We start from the raw sequence: 20,005 nt of genomic DNA on the forward strand, positions 1-20,005 counted from the left end.
GAATAGCTTAAGTATAAAGAAGGAGCAGCATTTTACCTATTCAGATAAATGACGTCAATATGACAAAGTTGTCATATTACGAACTTACAATCATGATTTTTTTACGCTATTTGAAAAATTTATGGAGAAGGTAGTGACGCACTCATGGGACTGTAAAGTAAAAGGGTGTTCTAATTCAGTTAAAATCTTTTTTACTAAATACAAGCCTATACCTGTTGCCTCACCGCTCGTTCTTCCTTTCACACCTGTATAAAATAAATTAAAGACACGTGAAATTTCACTCTCCGGAATCGAATCTCCATAGTTTTGAATTCGTAAAGTAGCTTCGTCATAAATAATTTGAATAGAGCTTTCAGTCTCGCCGTACTTAATGGCGTTATTGATGATTTGATAAAGCACAATTTTTAACCATTTTCGATCTGAATAAATAATAGTGTTTTCAACAAGCGTCACTTTTGGAAAAACTTCTTTGGCAATGAAATAATCCTTTAAATCGTTCACAACTTCCTTAATAAGATCTTTTAATGAGAGTGCTTCTATTTTTAAATCAGCCACAAGATTGGACGTGCGTTCATAAGTTAGTAGCTGATTAAGGGTAAATGTCAGCTTATCGCATTCTAGATTAATTGTTTGCAAATGCTCGGATGGGCTATTTGCGTTAGATTGGATAATCAGTTGAATAACCGACAATGGCGTTTTCATTTGATGGACAAAATGTGAAAGAACAAGCTGTTTTTCTTTTCCTTGCCTCTCTAAATGTTGCTGCTGTGTTAAGTATAAATATTGCATTTGTCGTAGTTTTTCACTGTAGGCTTGCTCAATCATAGCCTGTGGTTCATACAGATGGAGGTCATCGCTTGTGAATGTGTTGTTCTGTAAATGAGCATAGAGTTTTTTTCTGCGATAATAACGGCCAATCAGCCACATGGTAAATAGGAAGCTAACGAGAAAGATAAAATAAAAATAGTGTGAAGATAAATCATCTAATGAATAAATGATCCAAGGTAATAATAGAAAGCTTACACAATAAAGAATGATGACACTTACATGATCTCGAAAGAACAGCTTCATTCTTCTGCCTCCACTAATTGATAACCAAGTCCACGAATTGTTTTAATTTCTAGTCTAGATTGGATAGCCTCGAATTTTTTGCGTAATCGGCCAATATTAACAGATAAAGTGTTTTCTTCAACGAAGGATTCATCATCCCAAATGGCACTTAACAATTTTTGACGAGGAACAACATTAGGATAAGCTTCAAATAATAATTTGCTAAGCTGCATCTCTTTTAACGTTAACAAGCTCTCGTGTTTCTCAGTGTAAAGTCGAACGGTATTTGAATTTAACGTTGTATTAGTAATGGATATTGAATTAGTTTCGGAGGAAGCATATTCTCCGTATGTACGACGAATAAGCCCATTCACTTTTGCCATAAGCACATCTAGTGAAAAGGGCTTAGTGATAAAATCATCCGCACCATTTTCAATCCCATGCACTTGATCGATATCATTCACGCGAGCAGATACAATGATAATCGGGCATTTGGATAGCTGACGGATTTTGCGCGACCAAAAGTACCCATCATAGGTTGGGAGGTTAATGTCCATTACAACGAGATGAGGTTGAATAGCTTGAAATTCCTCTACTATATGATTAAATTGTTGAACGGTATAACATTCAAATTGATATTTTGATAAATGCTCCACAATAATCTTTAAAATATTGGGATCATCTTCTATTATGTATATTTTGTACATAGTATCGACCTTTCTTTAATAACATACTATTAATGTACCCTAATTTTTAAAAATCCATAAATATAGCTCATCACCATAACGTAGGGATGATTCCCGTTCCGACTGGGCGCTTTGTTGCTGCCGCTTCGCTTTCGCACAGAAAAAACATTTGTTGCTGTCGCTTCGCTTTCGCACAGAAAAAACATTTGTAGCTGCCGCTTCGCTTTCGCGCAGAGCTTCCTGGGGGCGTCCGATGAGCCGCTTCACTCACTGCGCTCGCTCCAGGGTCTCATCTGTGACGCTAATCCCCGAGGAGTCGCCCAGTCTCCACTCCAATCCACTTATCTACATAGTGTACCTTTAAAAATATTGCCCCTATTTTTGGAAACGTCTTAAAATATCTACATCAATATAATAATTGTAACTTGAAATTATAGAGAAGAGCCACCAAAAACTCAATTGAGAAGGTGATGGCTCTGTTAATAGTAAGCAACTATTTTTTTGAATATGGAAGGTGACAGTTGTTCCTTCGTTTAATATGCTTTTAATTTGTCATCTCTGTCCGTCAATCCTTTTAGACGTAAACTTGTATTACGTAGACCTAGATCAATCCCAACGCCATAACTTCGTGCCGAGGCATAATGATACTTTCAGACCAATCAGAAAGTATTGGGGAAGCTGATTTCCGCTGCAGGCTACTTTTGTGGGCAAGCGAGAGCCGTTTTCTCCGCTACAACCAACTAAAATGAGTGTCACATCATATCAACAAAAAATCTTTTTATCGATTAATTATAAAGCAATATTTTCATAAAAATATGACCGAGTGAAAAGGGGTTGTTGGTATGGCGGGATTTTGAAAGGGGGGAGGCGAGTGTCCTATTTCCTTTCTAGAGTAGAATGCACATTTTAATACATATTTTTGCAAATAGTAATTCGTTTTTAAGTTTTTTTTAAGAGGCGTGACGTATGATGAAGGAATAAAATCTCAATGGGAGAAATGATCTATTGTGGGTAAATTCAAGTTAAAGTTATCGTTTGTTATTGTTAGTATGACGGTAATGATAGTACTGGCGACTTCTAGTGTTAGTATTTGGAGTGGTTATCAAAATTTTAACGACATCCTTATGCAAAATAAAATTGTCATGCAGGAAAATTACGTGAAGGAAGTTTCAATAATCACGGAGAGCTACGTACAAGAGAAACTGAGGGAACCAAATCGAGATCAATCAATCGAACCTTATATGGTGCAAGTGGTTGACAAGTTACTTGATGAAAGAGTAGTTTCTTTTAGCGCATTCATAAAAAGTATACTCATGCCTTTACTATTATGGTTAGTCGCAGTACTTGTATTAGTTGTATGGCTTGCTTTCAAAATTGCACGACCTTTAAAACAGCTTTTTATTAGTGTAGAGAGAGAAGAAGTACAGAAACTTGAAGAAATTAATGGCTGGTATTACGAAGCACATTCATTAAAAAAAGTAGTGCAAAACATGGTTATTAGTTCGGGAAACAGAATATTTGATTTAACTAACCAACTGAACTTAGACGCATTAACAGGAATTCCCAACCGTAGAAGAATGGATCAAATTTTAAATGAGTTAATTATCAATAAAGTGCCACACTCAATAGTTTTAATAGATTTAGATGACTTTAAAAGTATAAATGATACTTATGGTCATACTGTAGGGGATGAAGTTTTAAAAGCTTTCGCAGGTCATATGCAGGAGAACATAGAGAGACAAGGGATGTGCTTTCGATATGGTGGGGAAGAGTTTTTGGTGATATTGCCATCCACGACAATAGACGTAGCTTTAGAAGTAGCGGAGAATTTGCGCATTAAGCAGGCCATGTTAGATACTGCATGTGGAAGACCTGTTACAATGTCTGCCGGCATTACATCATTTACAGCTAATATTAAAACGGCTAATCAGATCATTACAATTGCTGATCAGGCACTATATAAGGCGAAGCAGTCAGGGAGGAACTGTATCTGTGTCGTTGAAGAATTATCTGAAAAAATTATCAAATAAATCTTTCACAATTAGCAATAGAGGAACGAAGGCTAAAACCATCATGTCCTGTGACCAACTTTGTGTTGGCCTGAGGCCCTAGAGCGAGCAACGCGAGTGAAGCGGCTCATCGGACGCCCCCAGGAAGCTTTGCTCTGTGAAAGCGAAACGACAGCACAAATGTTTAGCGTCAGCTACAAATGTTTTTTCTGTGCGAAAGCGAAGCGGCAGCTACAAAGCGCCTAGCCGGAAAGGGAATCAACCCCATGCTATGGTAGTAAGACGGTCGATCTTCATTACTGGTGAAATGAATACATAGATAAGAGGCATCGAGAGTAATCTTCTCGATGCCTTTTATAGATTAAAATTTTCGACAGATATAGTGTTAAATAGCTCAGTTGTTTCTTGCTTTGGTAAAATATTGAGATCCGCTAACAAAGTACTCTTAAAAGTATTGTAAACCTTTACTGCACTTGCTCGATTATCCACTTCTAAATAATGCTTTATTAGCTGTTGTATGGTTTTATCGGAATATGGATTATGTTCTATCGTTAAAAGTAAAATTTGCTCTCGTTTTTTAACATCATGTATTGCTGTATAATGCTCTACTAAATCATGCAGTAAAAGAGTAAATTTGTTGTTCATAAAATTTGCTTTACTAGTAATCCAGGGATAATCTAATGAGGCCATATATTCACCTTGGTAGCTTTGTATTAGTGACTCAGCCATCTCTACATCAAGCTTTCCAGTCTCTGCTTTAGCATTTAAAATATGCTCTAAGTCATGGACATCACATTGAAACGCCTTTAGTTGCAAAATATAGCAGCCATTTGTATACTGTATGACTTCTGAATAGCCCAATGCTGAAAGAGTAGTGCGTAGATAGGAAACAGTTGTATGTAACTGTACCCTTGCCTTTTTAAATTCTGTATTTGCCCATAAAGCATCGATGATTGAATCGCGAGGTACTTGGCTATTTAGGTTAGAAAAAAGAAAGGCAAATAATTCTTTTGTTTTAAGCGTTCTCCAATGGACGGCTTTGTTATTGTGTAAAACAACGAATCCTCCAAAGCATTGTATTGTAAGCGCAGGTTTATTTCGTATTTGTATAGGAGTTGATTTATTTTCTAGGTGAAGGAGCTCTTGGATTCTGTTAATAGTTGTTTCTAGACGAGCCTTTGAAATAGGTTTTAGTAAATAGTCAATGGAGTGAATTTCAAATGCTTGGACAGCATAGTCCCGATACGCAGTGACAAATACAATAAAAATATTCTTGTTCCATTCTTTTAATAGACGTGCAATCTCTAAACCGTTCATGTCAGGCATTTCAACATCTAAAAATGCTACTTGAAAATCCAAGCTCGGTCCCTCTGCCAGCAAATCTTTTGTAGTTGTAAAAGATTTAATGACCTCTATTGAATTAAATTCCTTTAACTTTTTCTCCAAGTTTATAAGAGCTAATGGCTCATCATCCATTACTATCACTCTAATCAAAAAAGGGCACCAACTTTCGAATATTAATTTTAACTTCTTTCAGCAAATGTTTTCTGCAGCGAAAGCTACAATTATGACAAGGAATAATTGATAAGTAGTGAAGTAGGTTAAATTGAAATATCAATGACTGACCCCTTATGTGGATGTATAGCTACTTGCTGCTGTGGTAGATCTTTTAATAATTCGGTAGCAGTTGCAGTATTTAGATTGAGTGCATTTTGCAATATTAACTTCCATCCGACATCCCTACTCTACCATATTGTAGGATAAGAACACTAATTATCCAATGCGTAAAAATTGCCAATAGTGTTGCGATTTTTTTCGTAAAATTGTTCAATTTACCAAAAATATAATCAATATTGTATATTTTTCCTCCCTTATAGTAATAATTCGTAATATCAGGTCCATTAGTCCTGAGTTATTAATTGCATTCTCTAGCATTGTTTGCATAAAAGAGCCTAACTCTAGTGTGCTAGCAGCAGATTGCAAAATATTAAAATATGGAGGTTTTAAAATATGAAAAAACAAGCTTTAGCTTTAGCTGTAACATTGATCTTGGGATTAGGTGTATGTGCTAGTCCATCATTTGCTAAGGACACAATTTCTTTTAGGCCATTCGATATGTTATGGGGAATCTCGAAAATTTACAATTTATCTTTAGGAGATTTTGAGCCACTGGATGAGACAGATTCGACATGGTTTTATCCAGAGCAAAATTTAAAAGTAGTAGAGCCGAAAATTGATAGTTCGTTGAAAGATCAGCATTTCGTTGAGGCCGGGGATACATTATTTTCAATTGCTCGTGTAAACGGAGTGTCAGTGCAAGAATTAAAGGAATGGAATAACCTTTCATCTGATTTAATTTATGTAGGTGAAACATTAGCTATCAAAGCATCAGCGGCAAAACCTAAAACTCCCGAAAGCAAAACTACAAAGGTAGCAACGACACCAAGTAAAAAGAAAGTAACGACATCAAGCACAAACACAGTGAGTGCTCCAACGAATACGGGCAAAACGTTAACAATGCGAGCAACTGCCTATACAGCGTATTGTGAAGGATGTTCGGGGGTGACAGCGAACGGAACAGATATCAGATCGAATCCGAACTTAAAGGTAATTGCTGTAGATCCGCGTGTAATTCCTCTTGGTACAAGAGTTTGGGTTGAAGGTTACGGAGAAGCAATCGCAGCAGATACTGGCGGAGCGATAAAAGGTAATAAAATTGATGTATTTATTCCTACCGAGGGACAAGCTCGTCAGTGGGGCGTCAAACACGTAACTGTAAAAATTTTAAATTAATGTAAGATAGAGGGTATCTCCGTAGGTTGGAGATATCCTTTTATTTGCATTGTTTTTAAGAATCAGCATGGATTAAAAGCCTAGTGTACAAAGTTTACTTTGTACCAATAATTCACAAAATTCTCAGCAAAATTGCATAAGTGGAAGGAATGTTGGCAACCATCTGAAATAGAGGAGGTATTTTTATGAAAAAAATGAGCTTAATAATTATTTCTTTATTAGTATTTGTCGGTGGTTGTAGCTTCTTTGAAAAGAAGGAGCAAAAAGTGGCAGTTAACGCAAGTTCAGGACCAACTGCAACTGCGAAAGTAATTGGTAAAAACAATGAAAGCTATGGCAATGCCTATTTTGAGGAAGAGGATAATGGGGTTAAGGTGACACTCGCGCTATCAGGATTGCCACCCGGAACTCACGGCATTCATATCCATGCAGTTGGGAAGTGTGAACCACCAACATTTGAATCAGCAGGTCCGCATTTTAATCCGACGCATAAAGAGCATGGGAAGCTTAATCCTAAGGGATACCATTTAGGGGATCTTCCGAATTTAGAAGTTGGAGAAGATGGTAAAGTAGATATGACCTTCTTAGCTGAAGGACAAACATTAGAAAAAAATGCGGCTAACTCATTGTTACGTGATGGAGGTACTACATTAATCATTCATGAATCTGAGGATGATTATAAAACAGATCCTTCTGGTAATTCTGGTGCTAGAATTGCTTGTGGCATTATTCAATAAGGAAAATGAATAGACTGTATCTGAAGCAAAACACTTTAGATACAGTATTTTTGTTTTGGGGGTAAAAATCGACAATATTTTGGTTTATTAAAAAAGAATGTTAAGTATATAAGCCGGAACGGAAATCATCCCACATGATGATAAATATTCCTCTTATAAAAGAAGAATTAAACGGTCATTTTGATCAGAAACATACATTTTTTATACATAGAGGAACTAGAAAAGTTTTCTCGGAAAAAGAATTTAATAGTTTAATGTAGATAAAAATAGTGCGAGGTAGTTATTGATGAACTCCGTGAATAATAGGTATTTAAGAAAAATAGTATAATTATAAAAGACTGAATTTACTATAAATAGATTGACATTATTATACTATGTTTGATAATTTTAAGTAGATTATTACTTTTAACCAAGGGGGAAGGTTACAGTGAAGAAAAAACAATTTAGGCTATTAATGCTATTAAGTGCCTTTGCGCTATTGATTTTGGCTGCGTGTGGGTCTGATAGCGGAACAGGTTCAAAGGACTCGAATAAGGGCGAATCGGCATCATCTGAAAAGCCGAAATTTTTAAACTTATTAACAGGTGGAACACAAGGTACTTATTATGCACTAGGTGGAACGTTTGCTGATTTCATTTCTAAAGAAACAGGCATTAAAACAACTGCTGAAGTATCTCAAGCATCTGCTGCCAACATGACGGCTTTGCAAGATGGTAAAGGTGAAATTGCCTTTGTACAATCAGATATTGCTTACTACGCTACTGAAGGAAAATTTATGTTTGAAGGCAAAAAAATTGATTCAATTGCTGCTTTAGGTGCACTTTATCCAGAAACAGTACAATTAGTAACGACTGAAGCATCAGGCATTAAATCATACGCTGATTTAAAAGGGAAAAAGGTTTCTGTAGGTGCGCCAGGTTCTGGTACTTACGCAAATGCTGAACAATTACTTGAAATTCATGGTTTAACAATGGATGATATCAAAGCCCAAAATCTTGATTTCGGTGAGTCTACTGACGGTCTACAATCAGGCCAAATTGATGCAGCGTTTATTACTGCAGGTACGCCAACTGGTGCAGTAGAGGCATTAAATGCAACAACTAAAGTGAATATTATCGGTATGGATGCTGGTAAAGCAGATGAGTTAATTGCTAAATACCCATATTATGCAAAAGATACAGTAAAAGCTGGTACGTATGGGATTGCAAATGACACAGAAACAGTTTCGGTTCTTGCTATGCTAGCAGTGAAAAAAGATCTTCCGGAAGATGTTGTTTATTCGATGACGAAAGCTATTTATGATAATTCAGGTAAGATTTCCCATGCAAAAGGGGAGTTTATCAAAGCGAAGACAGGTTTAGATGGTATTAGTATTGATGTTCATCCAGGTGCTCAAAAATACTTTAATGAAAGGAAATAACGGAACATTTGGGTTTTGAATTTTATCAAACTATAGCTTATAGCAAGTGAAAAGTTATTTTCTTAATACGAAGAGGCTCGGATTGCGTAAAGCTTCGAGTCTCTTTTCTTCCGTTAAGTATAAGTCGTGAGTAATGGCGAATAGCTTTAACTTCTGTCAGCGGGTATTCAAACACCTGTACCTGTCGCTTCGCTTTTGGTACAAAAGACATTCGCTGAAATAAAGGAACTCAGTCTAAGAACGCCTCGTCCTGCGGCAATTTATCTGTGCGAAAGCGAAGCGACAGCAACAAGGTTTTTTTCTGTGCGAAAGCGAAGCGACAGCAACAACGTTTTTTTCTGTGCGAAAGCGAAGCGACAGCAACAACGACTGAGTGACCAACATCATGCTGCTGACGCTGCGTTAGCACTACGCTTTCGCGCAAAAAACATTTGTTGGTCTAAACTCCGGCGGATGTCACTGAATTATGCCAGGGCATAATTGATGTGGGGGAACAGATGCAGTGCGAAAGAGAACAATCATAATTGTTTTAGCTTTTTTATGTATTTGCTTTAGTCTAGTCATTTTTCTTCCTCTTCAAAAGGTATTCGCATTTACGGAAACACGTATAAAAGATCCGATAGTGCATTATATACCACTGACAACTGAGGATACATTTGAAATTAGATATACTCACTCTATCCATAAAACGGATGTACTCGAACATTATAAATGCATAGAAGGAACACGTATTCAAATGTTAGGGATGGAGTATGAAAGTTTAGCAATCGGCATGCCAAGCTATGCAGAAAAAAATCAAACATTAACAGAACGCAATGGTAAATATTTTTTGCAGTTTGACAATGAAGTCATTGAAAATTTTACGATTTATATTGCCGATTTGGATTTAGACCTTGTATTAGATTACGAGAATTATGAATACGATTTAAAAAAAGACTTACAAAGGGGAAAATCCTATTTATTTGAGGTGAAGCGTTTATCGCTTTATGAACAATGGAAGGGAGTAAGGATGAAATGACGACACAGCATACATCAAACGACGAAGTAAAAAAAGAAGAATTCGAACAAATATCAGCTGAAGAGCAACAAGCGATACTTGAGAAATATGATATTGAATCCAATGTCCGAACGGTATCGGGCATTATGAAGCATGTCATTTTCTTTGGATTACTAGCGTTTTCATTGTTCCAGCTTTACACGGCAATTAAAGGCCAATTTCCAGCGCAAATTCAGCGCACGATACATTTAGGTTTTGGTTTGACCCTAATTTTCTTGCTATTCCCTGCTCGAAAAAAAGCAGCAAAGAATAAAATAGCATGGTTTGATTATATTTTAGCGGTATTATCCATTGTTGTAGGTTCGTATTGGACAATGAATTATACAGAGCTTGTTAATAGTAACGGTACTATTACGCAAACAGATTTTATTGTAGGTCTTATAGCTGTCGTGTTGGTGCTTGAAGCAGCCCGTCGTGCTGTAGGTATACCGATTACCATCATTGCTATATGTTTCTTAATATATGCCTATTTCGGACCATATTTCCCGGATTTTATGGCGCACAGAGGGCAAGATATTGAGAGTATTGTTAATCTCATGTATTTTACGACAGATGGAATTTTTGGAACACCAATTAGCGTTTCAGCCACATTTATTTTTGTGTTTTTGCTTTTTGGAGCATTCCTTGTCAAAACAGGTGTTGGCCAATACTTTAATGATTTAGCGGTATCTCTTGCGGGTAAATTAATTGGTGGTCCTGCAAAAGTGGCGGTTTTTTCTAGTGCACTTCAAGGTACGATTTCAGGAAGCTCTGTAGCGAACGTTGTAACATCTGGATCATATACGATTCCAATGATGAAAAAGCTTGGGTACCGTAAAGAGTTTGCAGGTGCGGTTGAGGCAGCGGCATCTACGGGTGGGCAGTTAATGCCTCCGATTATGGGTGCGGCAGCATTTTTAATGGTTGAATTTATCGGTCGCGGAATAACGTACTGGGATATTGCGAAGGCGGCAGCGATACCTGCATTGCTTTATTTTACAGGTATTTGGATTATGACTCACTTCGAAGCGAAACGTGTAGGTTTAAAAGGCTTACGTGATGATCAAATGCCAAATCGTCGAGAGGTATTTAAGAAAATTTACCTTCTATTACCGATAATCTCTATCATCGTTTTAATGTTAACAGGTACACCAGTCATGCATGCAGCGCTTTACGGTATTCTTATTTCTATTGGCGTTGCTATGTTTAATAAGGAAACACGTTTAAAGCCAATGGATATTATTGATGCATTAGTTGAAGGGGCTCGTACAGCACTTGGTGTTGTAGCGGCAACAGCTTGTGCGGGTATTATCGTAGGTGTTGTTGTAAAAACGGGTCTAGGCTTAAGTTTAGCTAATAGTTTAGTAGAATTAGCTGGTGGTAGTATTATTTTAACGCTAATTTTTGTGATGATTGCTTCCTTAATTCTTGGAATGGGAGCTCCGACAACAGCGAACTATGTAATCACATCAACAATTGCTGCTCCTGCGATCGTAGCATTATTATCACCGAATACACCACAGGAATTAGTACCAGTAGTTGTGTTATTATCGGCACACTTCTTTGTATTCTACTTTGGTATTATTGCCGATATAACCCCGCCTGTTGCACTTGCAGCTTTTGCGGCTTCGGGAATCTCTGGTGGAGATCCAATTAAAACAGGTGTAAACTCAGCGAAGCTTGCGATTGCAGCATTTATTATTCCGTATATGATTGTATTTTCACCGGCATTACTAATGATTGATACAACTATACCTGAAATTATATGGGTAGTAATCACGGCCATTACAGGAATGGTAGCGATAGGTGCGGGAGTAATCGGTTTCTGGTATCGCAAATTGCATTGGTTTGAACGTATTATTGCGATTGCAGCTGGTTTATTACTGATCTATCCAGAAAAATTCTCAGATTGGGCTGGTTTAGCAATCTTTATTGTTATGTTTGTTATTCAATATGTAACGCAACAAAAAGATAACGGTGATGGCGATCAAAAAAGTAAAACGAGCGCTATAGCTTAAGTAATAGGTAAAAAGGGCTTACTCAATTTCTAGGTTAGTAAATGCTTTGCATGTTTACGGGGTAATGGAAGCGTGCAAAGTATATAGAACACTTGTTTTATAAGTTTTACCATGAAGGGAGATGTATCGAAATGATACATCTCTTTTTCTGATTAACTCCGAATTTCAATCTAAAAAGTAGATGGGTTTTATTCTTTTTATGCATAAGGAGCATCGTTTATTGTTTTTTTACAAAGGTCATTGTATAATTCTTTTATCAGAAAATTCAATTAAATAAAAGGAGGGATGATTAAATGAAAAATTTGTTTGACTCAAAATTTGAAACATATCTAATGGATCAGGAACTGGAGCTTAATATGGAAGAGGAAAAAAATGAGGAGCAACTATCGATGGTGCATTATGATGAATATCCAGAAGGTTTTTTTACAAGTTTATAATAAATATTTGAAGGACTGTGCTAAAGGTAGAAATAACCTTTAACACGGTCCTTCGTTTTTTTTCGAAAATTGAAAGTGATTTTTATTAAAATGTATGCCATATAAAAGTTGACCTTCGTTCCGATTGGGCGATTCCTTGGAAATCAGCAATAGAGGAACGAAGGCTAAAGCCATCACGTCCTGTGATAATGCCTTCGACCAACATCGTGTTGGCCCGAGACGTGCAGCGAAGCGAAGTGGCTCACCGAACGCTCTCAGGAAAGCGCCCAGTTGGAACGGAAATCAACCCACACGTTATGGTCATTGGCCTCTTTTTTTTACGAAATAGTTTGCTGTATAATGGGAAACAAAAATGCGTATAGAGGTGTAGTTATGTCAAATGCTGTAATGTTAGAAGAGAAAATTTATCAATGGTTTGATCATTTTCATAAATACCCCGAAGTGAGTTGGAAGGAATTTGAAACTACTAAAAAAATAGCGTCGATTTTAGATGAGTTAAACGTATCCTATCGGTTGTTAGGGGATGTTCCAGGGCTAATTGCGGAAATTGGTACAGGTGATGGAATTGTTGCTGTACGTGCAGATATAGATGCTTTGTGGCAAGAAGTGGATGGGAAATGGCAAGCGAACCATTCGTGTGGGCATGATGCAAATATCACAATGGTGCTTGGTGCTTTATTACTGCTGAAAGGTCGACCATTGCAACATCGCGTTCGTTTTATTTTCCAGCCTGCTGAAGAACTTGGGAATGGAGCTTGTGCAGCCTTTGAACGCGGAGCAGTTGAAGGCGTATCGCATTTGTTTGGTGTTCATTTAAGACCAATTGAAGAGCTACCACTTGGCAAGGTGTCACCTGCTATCCATCATGGTGCGGCATATTTTTTAGAAGGAACAATACGAGGTACTGATGCCCATGGTGCTAGACCTCATCAAGGTAAAAATGCAATCGATGTTATTATGGCCGTACAACAAATGCTCAATAGCATACATTTATCACCTTTCGAGCCTCATTCGGCAAAGTTAACGAAGATTGTTGCAGATGGTGGTAGTACGAATATTATTCCAGGTACTGCGAGCTTCTCTATGGATATTCGCGCGCAACGTAATAACCAACTAGAATTGCTTCGTAGTCGTATTGAGTTTGGCTTAATATCAATCAAGCAGCAGTTTGAGATTGATATGGAGTGGGAATGGTTAGATTTCACACCTGGCGCAGAGGTTTCTTCAGTTGCTGCACGTATGGCTAAAGACGCAATTATTGAAACGCTTGGAAAAACGCATCTAGCTGGGGAAATAACAACGCCTGGAAGTGACGATTTCCATTTTTACACAGTTAAAAAACCTGAATTAAAAGCAACAATGATTGGGATTGGTGCCGACTTAACTCCAGGATTACATCATCCAAAAATGACTTTTGAACGAAATGCACTAATTGATGCTGCAAAGGTACTTGCTTGTGTGCTAGAAAAAAAACCTGAATATGAATAACGATAGCGAGAGGGAGCTATATCAAAAGTGCAAAATTCTTTTGATATATTTCCTTTTTCTTTTCTTTTTTTGTAGAAATGTATGAATATTTTGCATTGTCTCTAATGGCTATTTGAAAGCGTTTTTATGCGCTAAAATAGTCGAAATTGCTAGATAAGCATAAAATTTTTGCGTTGACTTTTAATTTTTTGAATATTACGCTAAAAAAGCGTAAAAATTATTTGCGTCTTTAACAACCAAGATTAACAATTAGTGCAAAAAAGGGGATGGATTCATGAAAAAAGAGATTAATGCGGGTTGGGCACTTCTGACTTTTGCAATAATGATTATAGCTATGCTAGTTACAGTAGTTGTGTTAAAGCAAAGTCCTCACGTACCACTTATTATTGGAACAACTGTAGCAGCCATTGTCGCTAAAATGCATGGATTTAAGTGGATAGAAATTGAGGAAATGATGTATAAGGGGATACGTCTAGCTTTACCAGCCATTGTTATTATTATTTTAGTAGGTTTGACAATTGGCGCATGGATTGGCGGCGGTGTTGTCGCAACAATGATTTATTTTGGCTTAAAATTAATTTCTCCAGCTTGGTTTTTAGTAACAATCATGCTGTTATGTGCAATTGTTTCACTGGCGATTGGTAGCTCATGGTCGACGATGGCGACAATTGGTGTTGCTGGTATGGGTATTGGTTTAAGTATGGGAATCCCTGCAGCAATGATTGCTGGAGCTGTTATTTCAGGCTCGTACTTTGGTGATAAGATGTCACCGTTGTCGGATACTACTAACCTCGCAGCAGGTTTAACAGGTACCGACTTATTTGATCATATTAAACACATGCTTTATACAACAATTCCAGCTCTAGTCATTGCGATTGTTGTATTTGGAATCATGGGAAGAAGTTTCGCAGATATCTCAATGAAATCCGAAAGCATTTTAACAACATTAAAAGTAATGGAGGAAAGCTTTGTTATTTCTCCTTGGTTATTGCTTGTACCAGTTGGTGTAATTGTATTGGTAGCGAAAAAAGTACCTGCAATTCCAGCTTTAATTATCGGAATAATCTCAGGATTCTTACTACAAATCTTCGTACAAGGCGGCACACCTACAATGGCCGTACATGCTTTACAAGAAGGGTTTGTGATTGCAACTGGCAATGACATGGTGGACAATCTATTTAACCGTGGTGGCTTAGATTCGATGATGAATACGGTTTCAATGACAATTGTGGCTATGACATTCGGTGGGGTGTTAGAATATTCCGGCATGTTAAAAGCTCTTATGAATGTCATTATGAAATTTGCTAAATCAACAGGAAGCTTAGTTGCTTCAACGATTGCTGCATGTATTACAACAAATGCTACATGTTCTGAGCAGTATATTTCAATTGTTGTTCCGTCACGTATGTTTGCGAATGTGTATAGAGAGCGTGGCTTGCATTCGAAAAACTTATCTCGTGCGTTAGAAGATGGGGGAACACTAACTTCTGTATTTTTCCCATGGAATACTTGTGGAGTCTTTATTTTAGCAACGTTAGGTGTAGGTGCCATGGAATATGCACCATATGCAATTATTAATTTACTTGTACCTATTATTTCTATTTTTTATGCCTATATCGGATTTGCGATTGTTAAGCTGACACCGGAAGAAATGGAAGCAGCAGAGAAGCGCAAAAAAGAGGAAGAACTAAATGATGCTGATATGGTCATGGCCGACTAATTCTCTTCGGATAGTTAACTAAAGTCTCGCGGATGCAAAGGCATCTGCGAGAGCTTTTTAGTTAATTTCTTTCAGCGGGACGTAATTATGCCTCGGCATCATTGCTCTTAATAGGTTGCAAAGTTCAATTCATATATTGTGCGTGGGCGACCTTGTTGGTGTGTCATTTCTTCACCAACAACTTTTGCATAACCGTTATCCACTAATTTTTTAATAATGCGCTCTGTTGTGCGACGTGTAACTTGTAAGTATTCAGAAAGATTATGGGATGTAAATTGCGCTGATTGTCGCTCTCGGCTAAAATGAATGATCTTGGATATATTTAATGGACTTAAGCTTGTTTGCTTTGCCATTTGTAAAACGTAAGGATCATCTGTTTTTAAAGAAAGTTTTACTTCCGATTTTGGAAATGGACCTAGCAAATTTTTATGTTCATCTAGTATATAAATTTCACAAGGTTTAGCAAATGTTAAAGCATTCTTAGCATTTTGGTTAGCTTCAAAAATTGAATGACCATAACCAAAAGCTAGTTTAAATGGCTCGGTTTGATGTAATAAGTTCTGTAAGGTCTCTTTTTCGAGTGCCTTTTGCAAATGCCCAGCTGTCGTATATAGCTCAAAAGAGTAAGGTGAAATTTCTTTATAAGTTGCATGTGTAGTAGCGGCGATGTGCGTTAACATATCATGTTCTATAGGTTTATTTTCAAGAGCTTCTAATAGTCCAACAACAGCTTTGACAGATTCGGATTTTATAAGAAGTGATTGGGATTTCGTTTCCTCTAAGCATTGTACAATGGAGTTAGTTGCATCTAACATGCGCATTGCAGGTATTTGAAGAGCTTGTAATTCATCGAACACACTATGGATACTTGTTATGACAAAATCAATGCTGTTAGCCTCCCATAAAGCTATATGATGCTGCAATATAGAGTGGGTGGGTTTCGTGATAGAAATAGGTTGGATATATGGTTTTGAACCATAATACTCTATTTCTGTTAGAACATTTTCTACAATAGCTGGATTCATAACATCAATGGAAATTCTATTTAAAGGTACTGCATGATTGGCTATAAGCGATAATAAAGTTGTAGAAATTGCCGTCTCATCTTGTTTTATATAATTCCAAGGTATTGGCAGTTCTGACAGTGCAGATTGGGCATGTAAATAGGGGAGTGTTCCCCCGAATAAAAGAGCATCACATGGCTTCATTTCCTTTAACAAAACGGGTGCTTCTGCAGGTTGCTTGTAAAGATAAAAATCTATTTGAATATTTTCTATGTTTTGTGCGATACTGTTTATACGCTTCATAAATGCTTTAGAGCAGATAACCGCTATTTTAGTAGACATAGGCAACGTTCCTTTTCTATTCTATATTTTTTCAACAATTAACGACGTATTAGCGACAACTAAATTATACAGGAGATTGATAAAAATGAAAATCCAACAAGTAGAAATTTTTGCAATTCATTTACCACTTATTGATCCATTTATCATCAGTTATGCTACATATGATACAATGCCTTCTATTATTTTGAAGGTGACGACAGACACAGGAATTGTGGGCTACGGTGAAGCTGTACCAGATGAGCACGTAACAGGGGAGACGTGGGAGAGCACATATGCTGTATTAAAGAACCAGCTTGCTCCTGCAATCATTGGAGAAAATCCAATGGCCTTTGAAAAGCTTCACGATAAATTGAATAAAGTTGTGAAGGATGTACCAGCAGCGAAAGCAGCGATTGACATTGCTTGTTTCGATATTGCAGGGAAAGCGTTACAAGTTCCGGTGTATCAACTACTAGGTGGGCGTTATCATGAGAAATTCCCGATTACACATGTACTGAGCATTGGAACACCTGAGGCAATGGCAGAAGAGGCGGTTAACCGTGTAGAGATGGGCTATCGATCATTTAAAATGAAGGTAGGAACAGAGGTAGCCCGTGATGTTGCTCGTATTAAAGCGGTGCGTGAACGTATTGGTGAAGACATCGCCATTCGAGTAGATGTAAACCAAGGATGGGGCAATGCGTCAACTACTTTACAAGGTTTACGTGCATTAAAGGATCTAAATATCGATTGGTTAGAGCAGCCAGTAGATAGTGAAGATATTGATGGTATGGTAGAAGTGAAGTTGAAAACAGATGTACCATTAATGATTGATGAAGGGCTTCACGGTGTACGTGAAATGCGTGAAATTATTGCAAAGCGTGCAGCAGATAAAGTCAATATTAAATTAATGAAGTGCGGTGGAATTTATCCTGCTATGAAACTAGCGGTGATGGCTGAAATGGCAGGCATTGAATGTCAAATCGGTTCAATGGTAGAATCATCGGTTGGTTCAGCAGCCGGTTTCCATGTAGCATTCTCTAAAAAAATAATGACAAGTGTAGAATTAACAGGTCCATTAAAATTTTCTAAGGATGTTGGAAACTTACACTATGATGTGCCATTTATTTGTTTAAATGAAAAACCAGGATTAGGTGTAGACGTAGATGAAGAAATCCTTAAAGAATTATGTAAGTTCTCAACAATTGTAACAGCCTAAGGAGGCGGCGGAATGGAAAAAATTTACGAAGGCATGCTTGGAGAAACGCCGTTTTTTGTGACAACATTAAATCTTCGGCATTTGCAAGAGATTGAAAACTTACAGCTTGTGGTTTATCAATCATTAGCGGACCAAAGTGTTTTACAACCATTAAGCACTGAGGAATTTGACTATATTTTAAGCGGCAATGGCATGATGATAGGTGCTTACGTAGGAGATGAGTTAATTGCCTTTCGTGCATTATTGAATCCACCTGTTGATGGCGAACACCTTGGCTATGATTGTGGGATTGCCGAGGATGAATTTCATAAAGTTTTATATCAAGAAATATCGAATGTCTCACCAACATATCGTGGCTATGGATTACAAAAAACATTAGCCCAAGTTGTCATGGGCCATATCGATTTAGAAAAATATGATTATGTATGCTCAACAGTAAAGCCATATAATATCCCTAGCTTGAAAGATAAATTTTTTCAAGGGCTAGTCGTAAAGGGATTAAAGATTAAGTATGTAGATAAGCTACGATACATTTTCTATAAAGACTTGCGTCAAGAGCTATCCACCTTTACAGAAAAGAAGACGATTTCAATGGATGATACAGTTGGTCAGCAACAGCTTTTGAAACAGGGTTATATAGGTACTTCTATGTATGAGGATCAAAATAATTGGTTCGTCGTTTATGAAAAATAAATACCAGCAAAAAAAGCCTTACCTTTTACTTATTGTAAGAGGTAAGGCTTTTTTGTTTAGGAGATTCTTATTTCATCGGGCAAAAGCCACAAGCCATTAAACCAGGTATGTCTTTAGAAAAACAGCATGATTTCCGTACGGGAATGTTCACTAAATTAGTGGGGCTTTGACCTCCTGTATATTGTGCCCACCAAGATTTGTTGGAGAAGCGAGCCCATGTTTTAGGGTCCTCTAAAGCTTCAATATCCTCCATCGCTTGATCAGCTAGACTAGGATTAGAAAGCAATACATGATAGTGCCAAAGTAGATATCCAAAGAAATTCTCCCAAATAGTAAGAGGGGAAATAGATGTTACTTTACGGAGCTGTTGAACGATAACATGCCCATCATATAGAATCTTCTCAATAACGGTTTGACGTTCTTCCTCCTCGACATAGCGCCAATCGTTAGGGTTAACAAACATTGCGACTGTAAAACTGTCGAATTCTTTTGCTGCATCAAAGCGAAGCTCGATAGGTTTTCCATTCCATACCTCGTCATAGGCAGCAAGCATGTAAAGTTGCATAGCGAAAAACATACCGTAGCGACGTGCAAAGTGTGAAATAGCGGCTGTTTCCGTTGCTGCCTCCGTAATTCCCATCATCAGGTTTAAAAAGTCAGGATGGTAAAAGTCCTTATGTATATCAGCTAATGTAAATATTGTCCGCTTTGGTTCTGTTGTATAAATGCTATAGGAATTCAATTGTCGAACTTGATCCATCGTTAATGCTGGCATTGTCATCACCTTTTCTTTCATTCTTCTGCTACTTCAATTATAAATTAATCATTTTTGCTTCACAAATGGTATGCAATATAGTAAAATGCATTAAACATATCTGTAAGGTTGGTTTTAAAATGTCACAGCCTCAATGCAATCCCAAGGCCTCTCGTTCGACTCAATCAATGGACGATTTCGTTAAGTGTCATTCTAACGTGGGTAACGGGGGTCGCTTGGATTTTAGCAATTCCTTTAGTAGCAAATTTACTTGGTGTTTTATGCAATTGCAATCCTATTATTCGGGTAGGGAAGCTGTGTCTAAAAAATACGCTATCTACATATATACCAGAGGATGCGCAGCAGCAAAAATTTAATTCTAGTATTGCTAGCTTTTGTTTAGCAGGAGGAATTTTAGGTTACTTGCTTAAATGGCAGGTGGTTGGCTATCTCTTTACGGGAATAGTTGCTATAGCTTCATCGATAGCAATTGCAGGCTTTTGTATAGGTTGTTTCTTTCATTTTCAGCTAAAGCAATGGCAATATCGTCGCTCGCTGAAGAAGGCATAAAAAAAACTTAAAAAATTTTCAGATTAATGTTGACTTTGTAATTGATAATG

At 37.3% G+C, this 20,005-nt stretch carries 17 protein-coding genes; 12 read left to right on the forward strand and 5 right to left on the reverse strand.

Annotation, left to right across the window (positions count from 1 at the left end):
- Positions 1-90: 90 nt before the first annotated feature.
- On the reverse strand, positions 91-1,071 hold the full coding sequence (locus ACIQZA_RS19700; protein ID WP_402883505.1) for a sensor histidine kinase: 981 nt from the start codon (positions 1,069-1,071) through the stop codon (positions 91-93).
- Positions 1,068-1,757 carry a response regulator transcription factor gene (locus ACIQZA_RS19705; RefSeq protein ID WP_142509681.1) on the reverse strand — a complete coding sequence of 230 codons (690 nt, stop codon included), beginning with the start codon at positions 1,755-1,757 and terminating at the stop codon, positions 1,068-1,070. The genes ACIQZA_RS19700 and ACIQZA_RS19705 overlap by 4 nt, the downstream gene beginning before the upstream one ends.
- 986 nt (positions 1,758-2,743) lie before the next feature.
- On the opposite strand from ACIQZA_RS19705, the gene ACIQZA_RS19710 reads away from it, so the two are divergent.
- Positions 2,744-3,766, forward strand: coding sequence for a GGDEF domain-containing protein (locus ACIQZA_RS19710; RefSeq protein WP_400940366.1), 1,023 nt, complete (start codon positions 2,744-2,746; stop codon positions 3,764-3,766).
- 333 nt (positions 3,767-4,099) lie between these two features.
- Here ACIQZA_RS19710 and ACIQZA_RS19715 read toward each other — a convergent pair whose 3' ends face one another.
- Entirely contained in the window at positions 4,100-5,221 is a 1,122-nt protein-coding gene (locus ACIQZA_RS19715) for a response regulator (protein WP_403009955.1), read from the reverse strand.
- Between the two features lie 534 nt (positions 5,222-5,755).
- On the opposite strand from ACIQZA_RS19715, the gene ACIQZA_RS19720 reads away from it, so the two are divergent.
- From ACIQZA_RS19720 to nhaC, 8 genes are all read left to right on the forward strand, one after another.
- A complete protein-coding gene (locus ACIQZA_RS19720; protein ID WP_400940368.1) occupies positions 5,756-6,538 on the forward strand; it encodes a 3D domain-containing protein in 783 nt (260 codons plus the stop codon).
- A 185-nt stretch (positions 6,539-6,723) separates the two neighbouring features.
- Positions 6,724-7,275 carry a superoxide dismutase family protein gene (locus ACIQZA_RS19725; protein WP_132363714.1) on the forward strand — a complete coding sequence of 184 codons (552 nt, stop codon included), beginning with the start codon at positions 6,724-6,726 and terminating at the stop codon, positions 7,273-7,275.
- Positions 7,276-7,702: 427 nt separating this feature from the next.
- A complete protein-coding gene (locus ACIQZA_RS19730) occupies positions 7,703-8,695 on the forward strand; it encodes a TAXI family TRAP transporter solute-binding subunit (protein ID WP_402883503.1) in 993 nt (330 codons plus the stop codon).
- Between the two features lie 502 nt (positions 8,696-9,197).
- Positions 9,198-9,713, forward strand: coding sequence for a DUF1850 domain-containing protein (locus ACIQZA_RS19735; protein WP_400940375.1), 516 nt, complete (start codon positions 9,198-9,200; stop codon positions 9,711-9,713).
- A complete protein-coding gene (locus tag ACIQZA_RS19740) occupies positions 9,710-11,749 on the forward strand; it encodes a TRAP transporter permease (protein ID WP_400940377.1) in 2,040 nt (679 codons plus the stop codon). Before ACIQZA_RS19735 ends, ACIQZA_RS19740 begins: the two co-directional genes overlap by 4 nt.
- Positions 11,750-12,042: 293 nt before the next feature.
- Positions 12,043-12,186 carry a hypothetical protein gene (locus tag ACIQZA_RS19745; protein WP_400940379.1) on the forward strand — a complete coding sequence of 48 codons (144 nt, stop codon included), beginning with the start codon at positions 12,043-12,045 and terminating at the stop codon, positions 12,184-12,186.
- Between the two features lie 372 nt (positions 12,187-12,558).
- Complete coding sequence (locus ACIQZA_RS19750; protein WP_400940381.1) at positions 12,559-13,674, forward strand: amidohydrolase; 1,116 nt, start codon at positions 12,559-12,561, stop codon at positions 13,672-13,674.
- A 274-nt stretch (positions 13,675-13,948) separates the two neighbouring features.
- A complete protein-coding gene (nhaC, locus tag ACIQZA_RS19755) occupies positions 13,949-15,394 on the forward strand; it encodes a Na+/H+ antiporter NhaC (protein ID WP_400940383.1) in 1,446 nt (481 codons plus the stop codon).
- Between the two features lie 107 nt (positions 15,395-15,501).
- Here the strand turns inward: nhaC and ACIQZA_RS19760 are convergent, their stop codons facing one another.
- Positions 15,502-16,740, reverse strand: coding sequence for a hypothetical protein (locus tag ACIQZA_RS19760; protein WP_402883501.1), 1,239 nt, complete (start codon positions 16,738-16,740; stop codon positions 15,502-15,504).
- Between the two features lie 85 nt (positions 16,741-16,825).
- On the opposite strand from ACIQZA_RS19760, the gene ACIQZA_RS19765 reads away from it, so the two are divergent.
- Together ACIQZA_RS19765 and ACIQZA_RS19770 are read left to right on the forward strand one after the other, a co-directional pair.
- A complete protein-coding gene (locus ACIQZA_RS19765) occupies positions 16,826-17,938 on the forward strand; it encodes a mandelate racemase/muconate lactonizing enzyme family protein (RefSeq protein WP_400940388.1) in 1,113 nt (370 codons plus the stop codon).
- Positions 17,939-17,950: 12 nt separating this feature from the next.
- Complete coding sequence (locus ACIQZA_RS19770; protein ID WP_402883499.1) at positions 17,951-18,631, forward strand: GNAT family N-acetyltransferase; 681 nt, start codon at positions 17,951-17,953, stop codon at positions 18,629-18,631.
- A 67-nt stretch (positions 18,632-18,698) separates the two neighbouring features.
- Here ACIQZA_RS19770 and ACIQZA_RS19775 read toward each other — a convergent pair whose 3' ends face one another.
- Complete coding sequence (locus tag ACIQZA_RS19775; protein ID WP_402883528.1) at positions 18,699-19,406, reverse strand: Fe-S oxidoreductase; 708 nt, start codon at positions 19,404-19,406, stop codon at positions 18,699-18,701.
- A 108-nt stretch (positions 19,407-19,514) separates the two neighbouring features.
- Between ACIQZA_RS19775 and ACIQZA_RS19780 the strand changes: the two genes are divergently transcribed.
- Positions 19,515-19,955 (forward strand): DUF4395 domain-containing protein, encoded by a 441-nt coding sequence (locus ACIQZA_RS19780; protein ID WP_402883498.1) that lies wholly within the window; start codon positions 19,515-19,517, stop codon positions 19,953-19,955.
- Positions 19,956-20,005: the final 50 nt, after the last annotated feature.

The sequence above is a fragment of the Lysinibacillus sp. NPDC096382 genome, from assembly GCF_044762845.1.
In the GTDB taxonomy this organism is placed as follows: domain Bacteria; phylum Bacillota; class Bacilli; order Bacillales_A; family Planococcaceae; genus Lysinibacillus.

What these genes read in the sequence shown, in the direction of transcription:
- ACIQZA_RS19760 (WP_402883501.1), bottom strand. Translation starts at nt 16,740, where the DNA reads ATGTCTACTAAAATAGCGGTTATCTGCTCTAAAGCATTTATGAAGCGT.
- ACIQZA_RS19740 (WP_400940377.1), top strand. Translation starts at nt 9,710, where the DNA reads ATGACGACACAGCATACATCAAACGACGAAGTAAAAAAAGAAGAATTC.
- ACIQZA_RS19715 (WP_403009955.1), bottom strand. Translation starts at nt 5,221, where the DNA reads ATGGATGATGAGCCATTAGCTCTTATAAACTTGGAGAAAAAGTTAAAG.
- ACIQZA_RS19775 (WP_402883528.1), bottom strand. Translation starts at nt 19,406, where the DNA reads ATGCCAGCATTAACGATGGATCAAGTTCGACAATTGAATTCCTATAGC.
- ACIQZA_RS19725 (WP_132363714.1), top strand. Translation starts at nt 6,724, where the DNA reads ATGAAAAAAATGAGCTTAATAATTATTTCTTTATTAGTATTTGTCGGT.
- ACIQZA_RS19720 (WP_400940368.1), top strand. Translation starts at nt 5,756, where the DNA reads ATGAAAAAACAAGCTTTAGCTTTAGCTGTAACATTGATCTTGGGATTA.
- ACIQZA_RS19700 (WP_402883505.1), bottom strand. Translation starts at nt 1,071, where the DNA reads ATGAAGCTGTTCTTTCGAGATCATGTAAGTGTCATCATTCTTTATTGT.
- ACIQZA_RS19770 (WP_402883499.1), top strand. Translation starts at nt 17,951, where the DNA reads ATGGAAAAAATTTACGAAGGCATGCTTGGAGAAACGCCGTTTTTTGTG.
- ACIQZA_RS19745 (WP_400940379.1), top strand. Translation starts at nt 12,043, where the DNA reads ATGAAAAATTTGTTTGACTCAAAATTTGAAACATATCTAATGGATCAG.
- nhaC (WP_400940383.1), top strand. Translation starts at nt 13,949, where the DNA reads ATGAAAAAAGAGATTAATGCGGGTTGGGCACTTCTGACTTTTGCAATA.
- ACIQZA_RS19750 (WP_400940381.1), top strand. Translation starts at nt 12,559, where the DNA reads ATGTCAAATGCTGTAATGTTAGAAGAGAAAATTTATCAATGGTTTGAT.
- ACIQZA_RS19765 (WP_400940388.1), top strand. Translation starts at nt 16,826, where the DNA reads ATGAAAATCCAACAAGTAGAAATTTTTGCAATTCATTTACCACTTATT.
- ACIQZA_RS19705 (WP_142509681.1), bottom strand. Translation starts at nt 1,757, where the DNA reads ATGTACAAAATATACATAATAGAAGATGATCCCAATATTTTAAAGATT.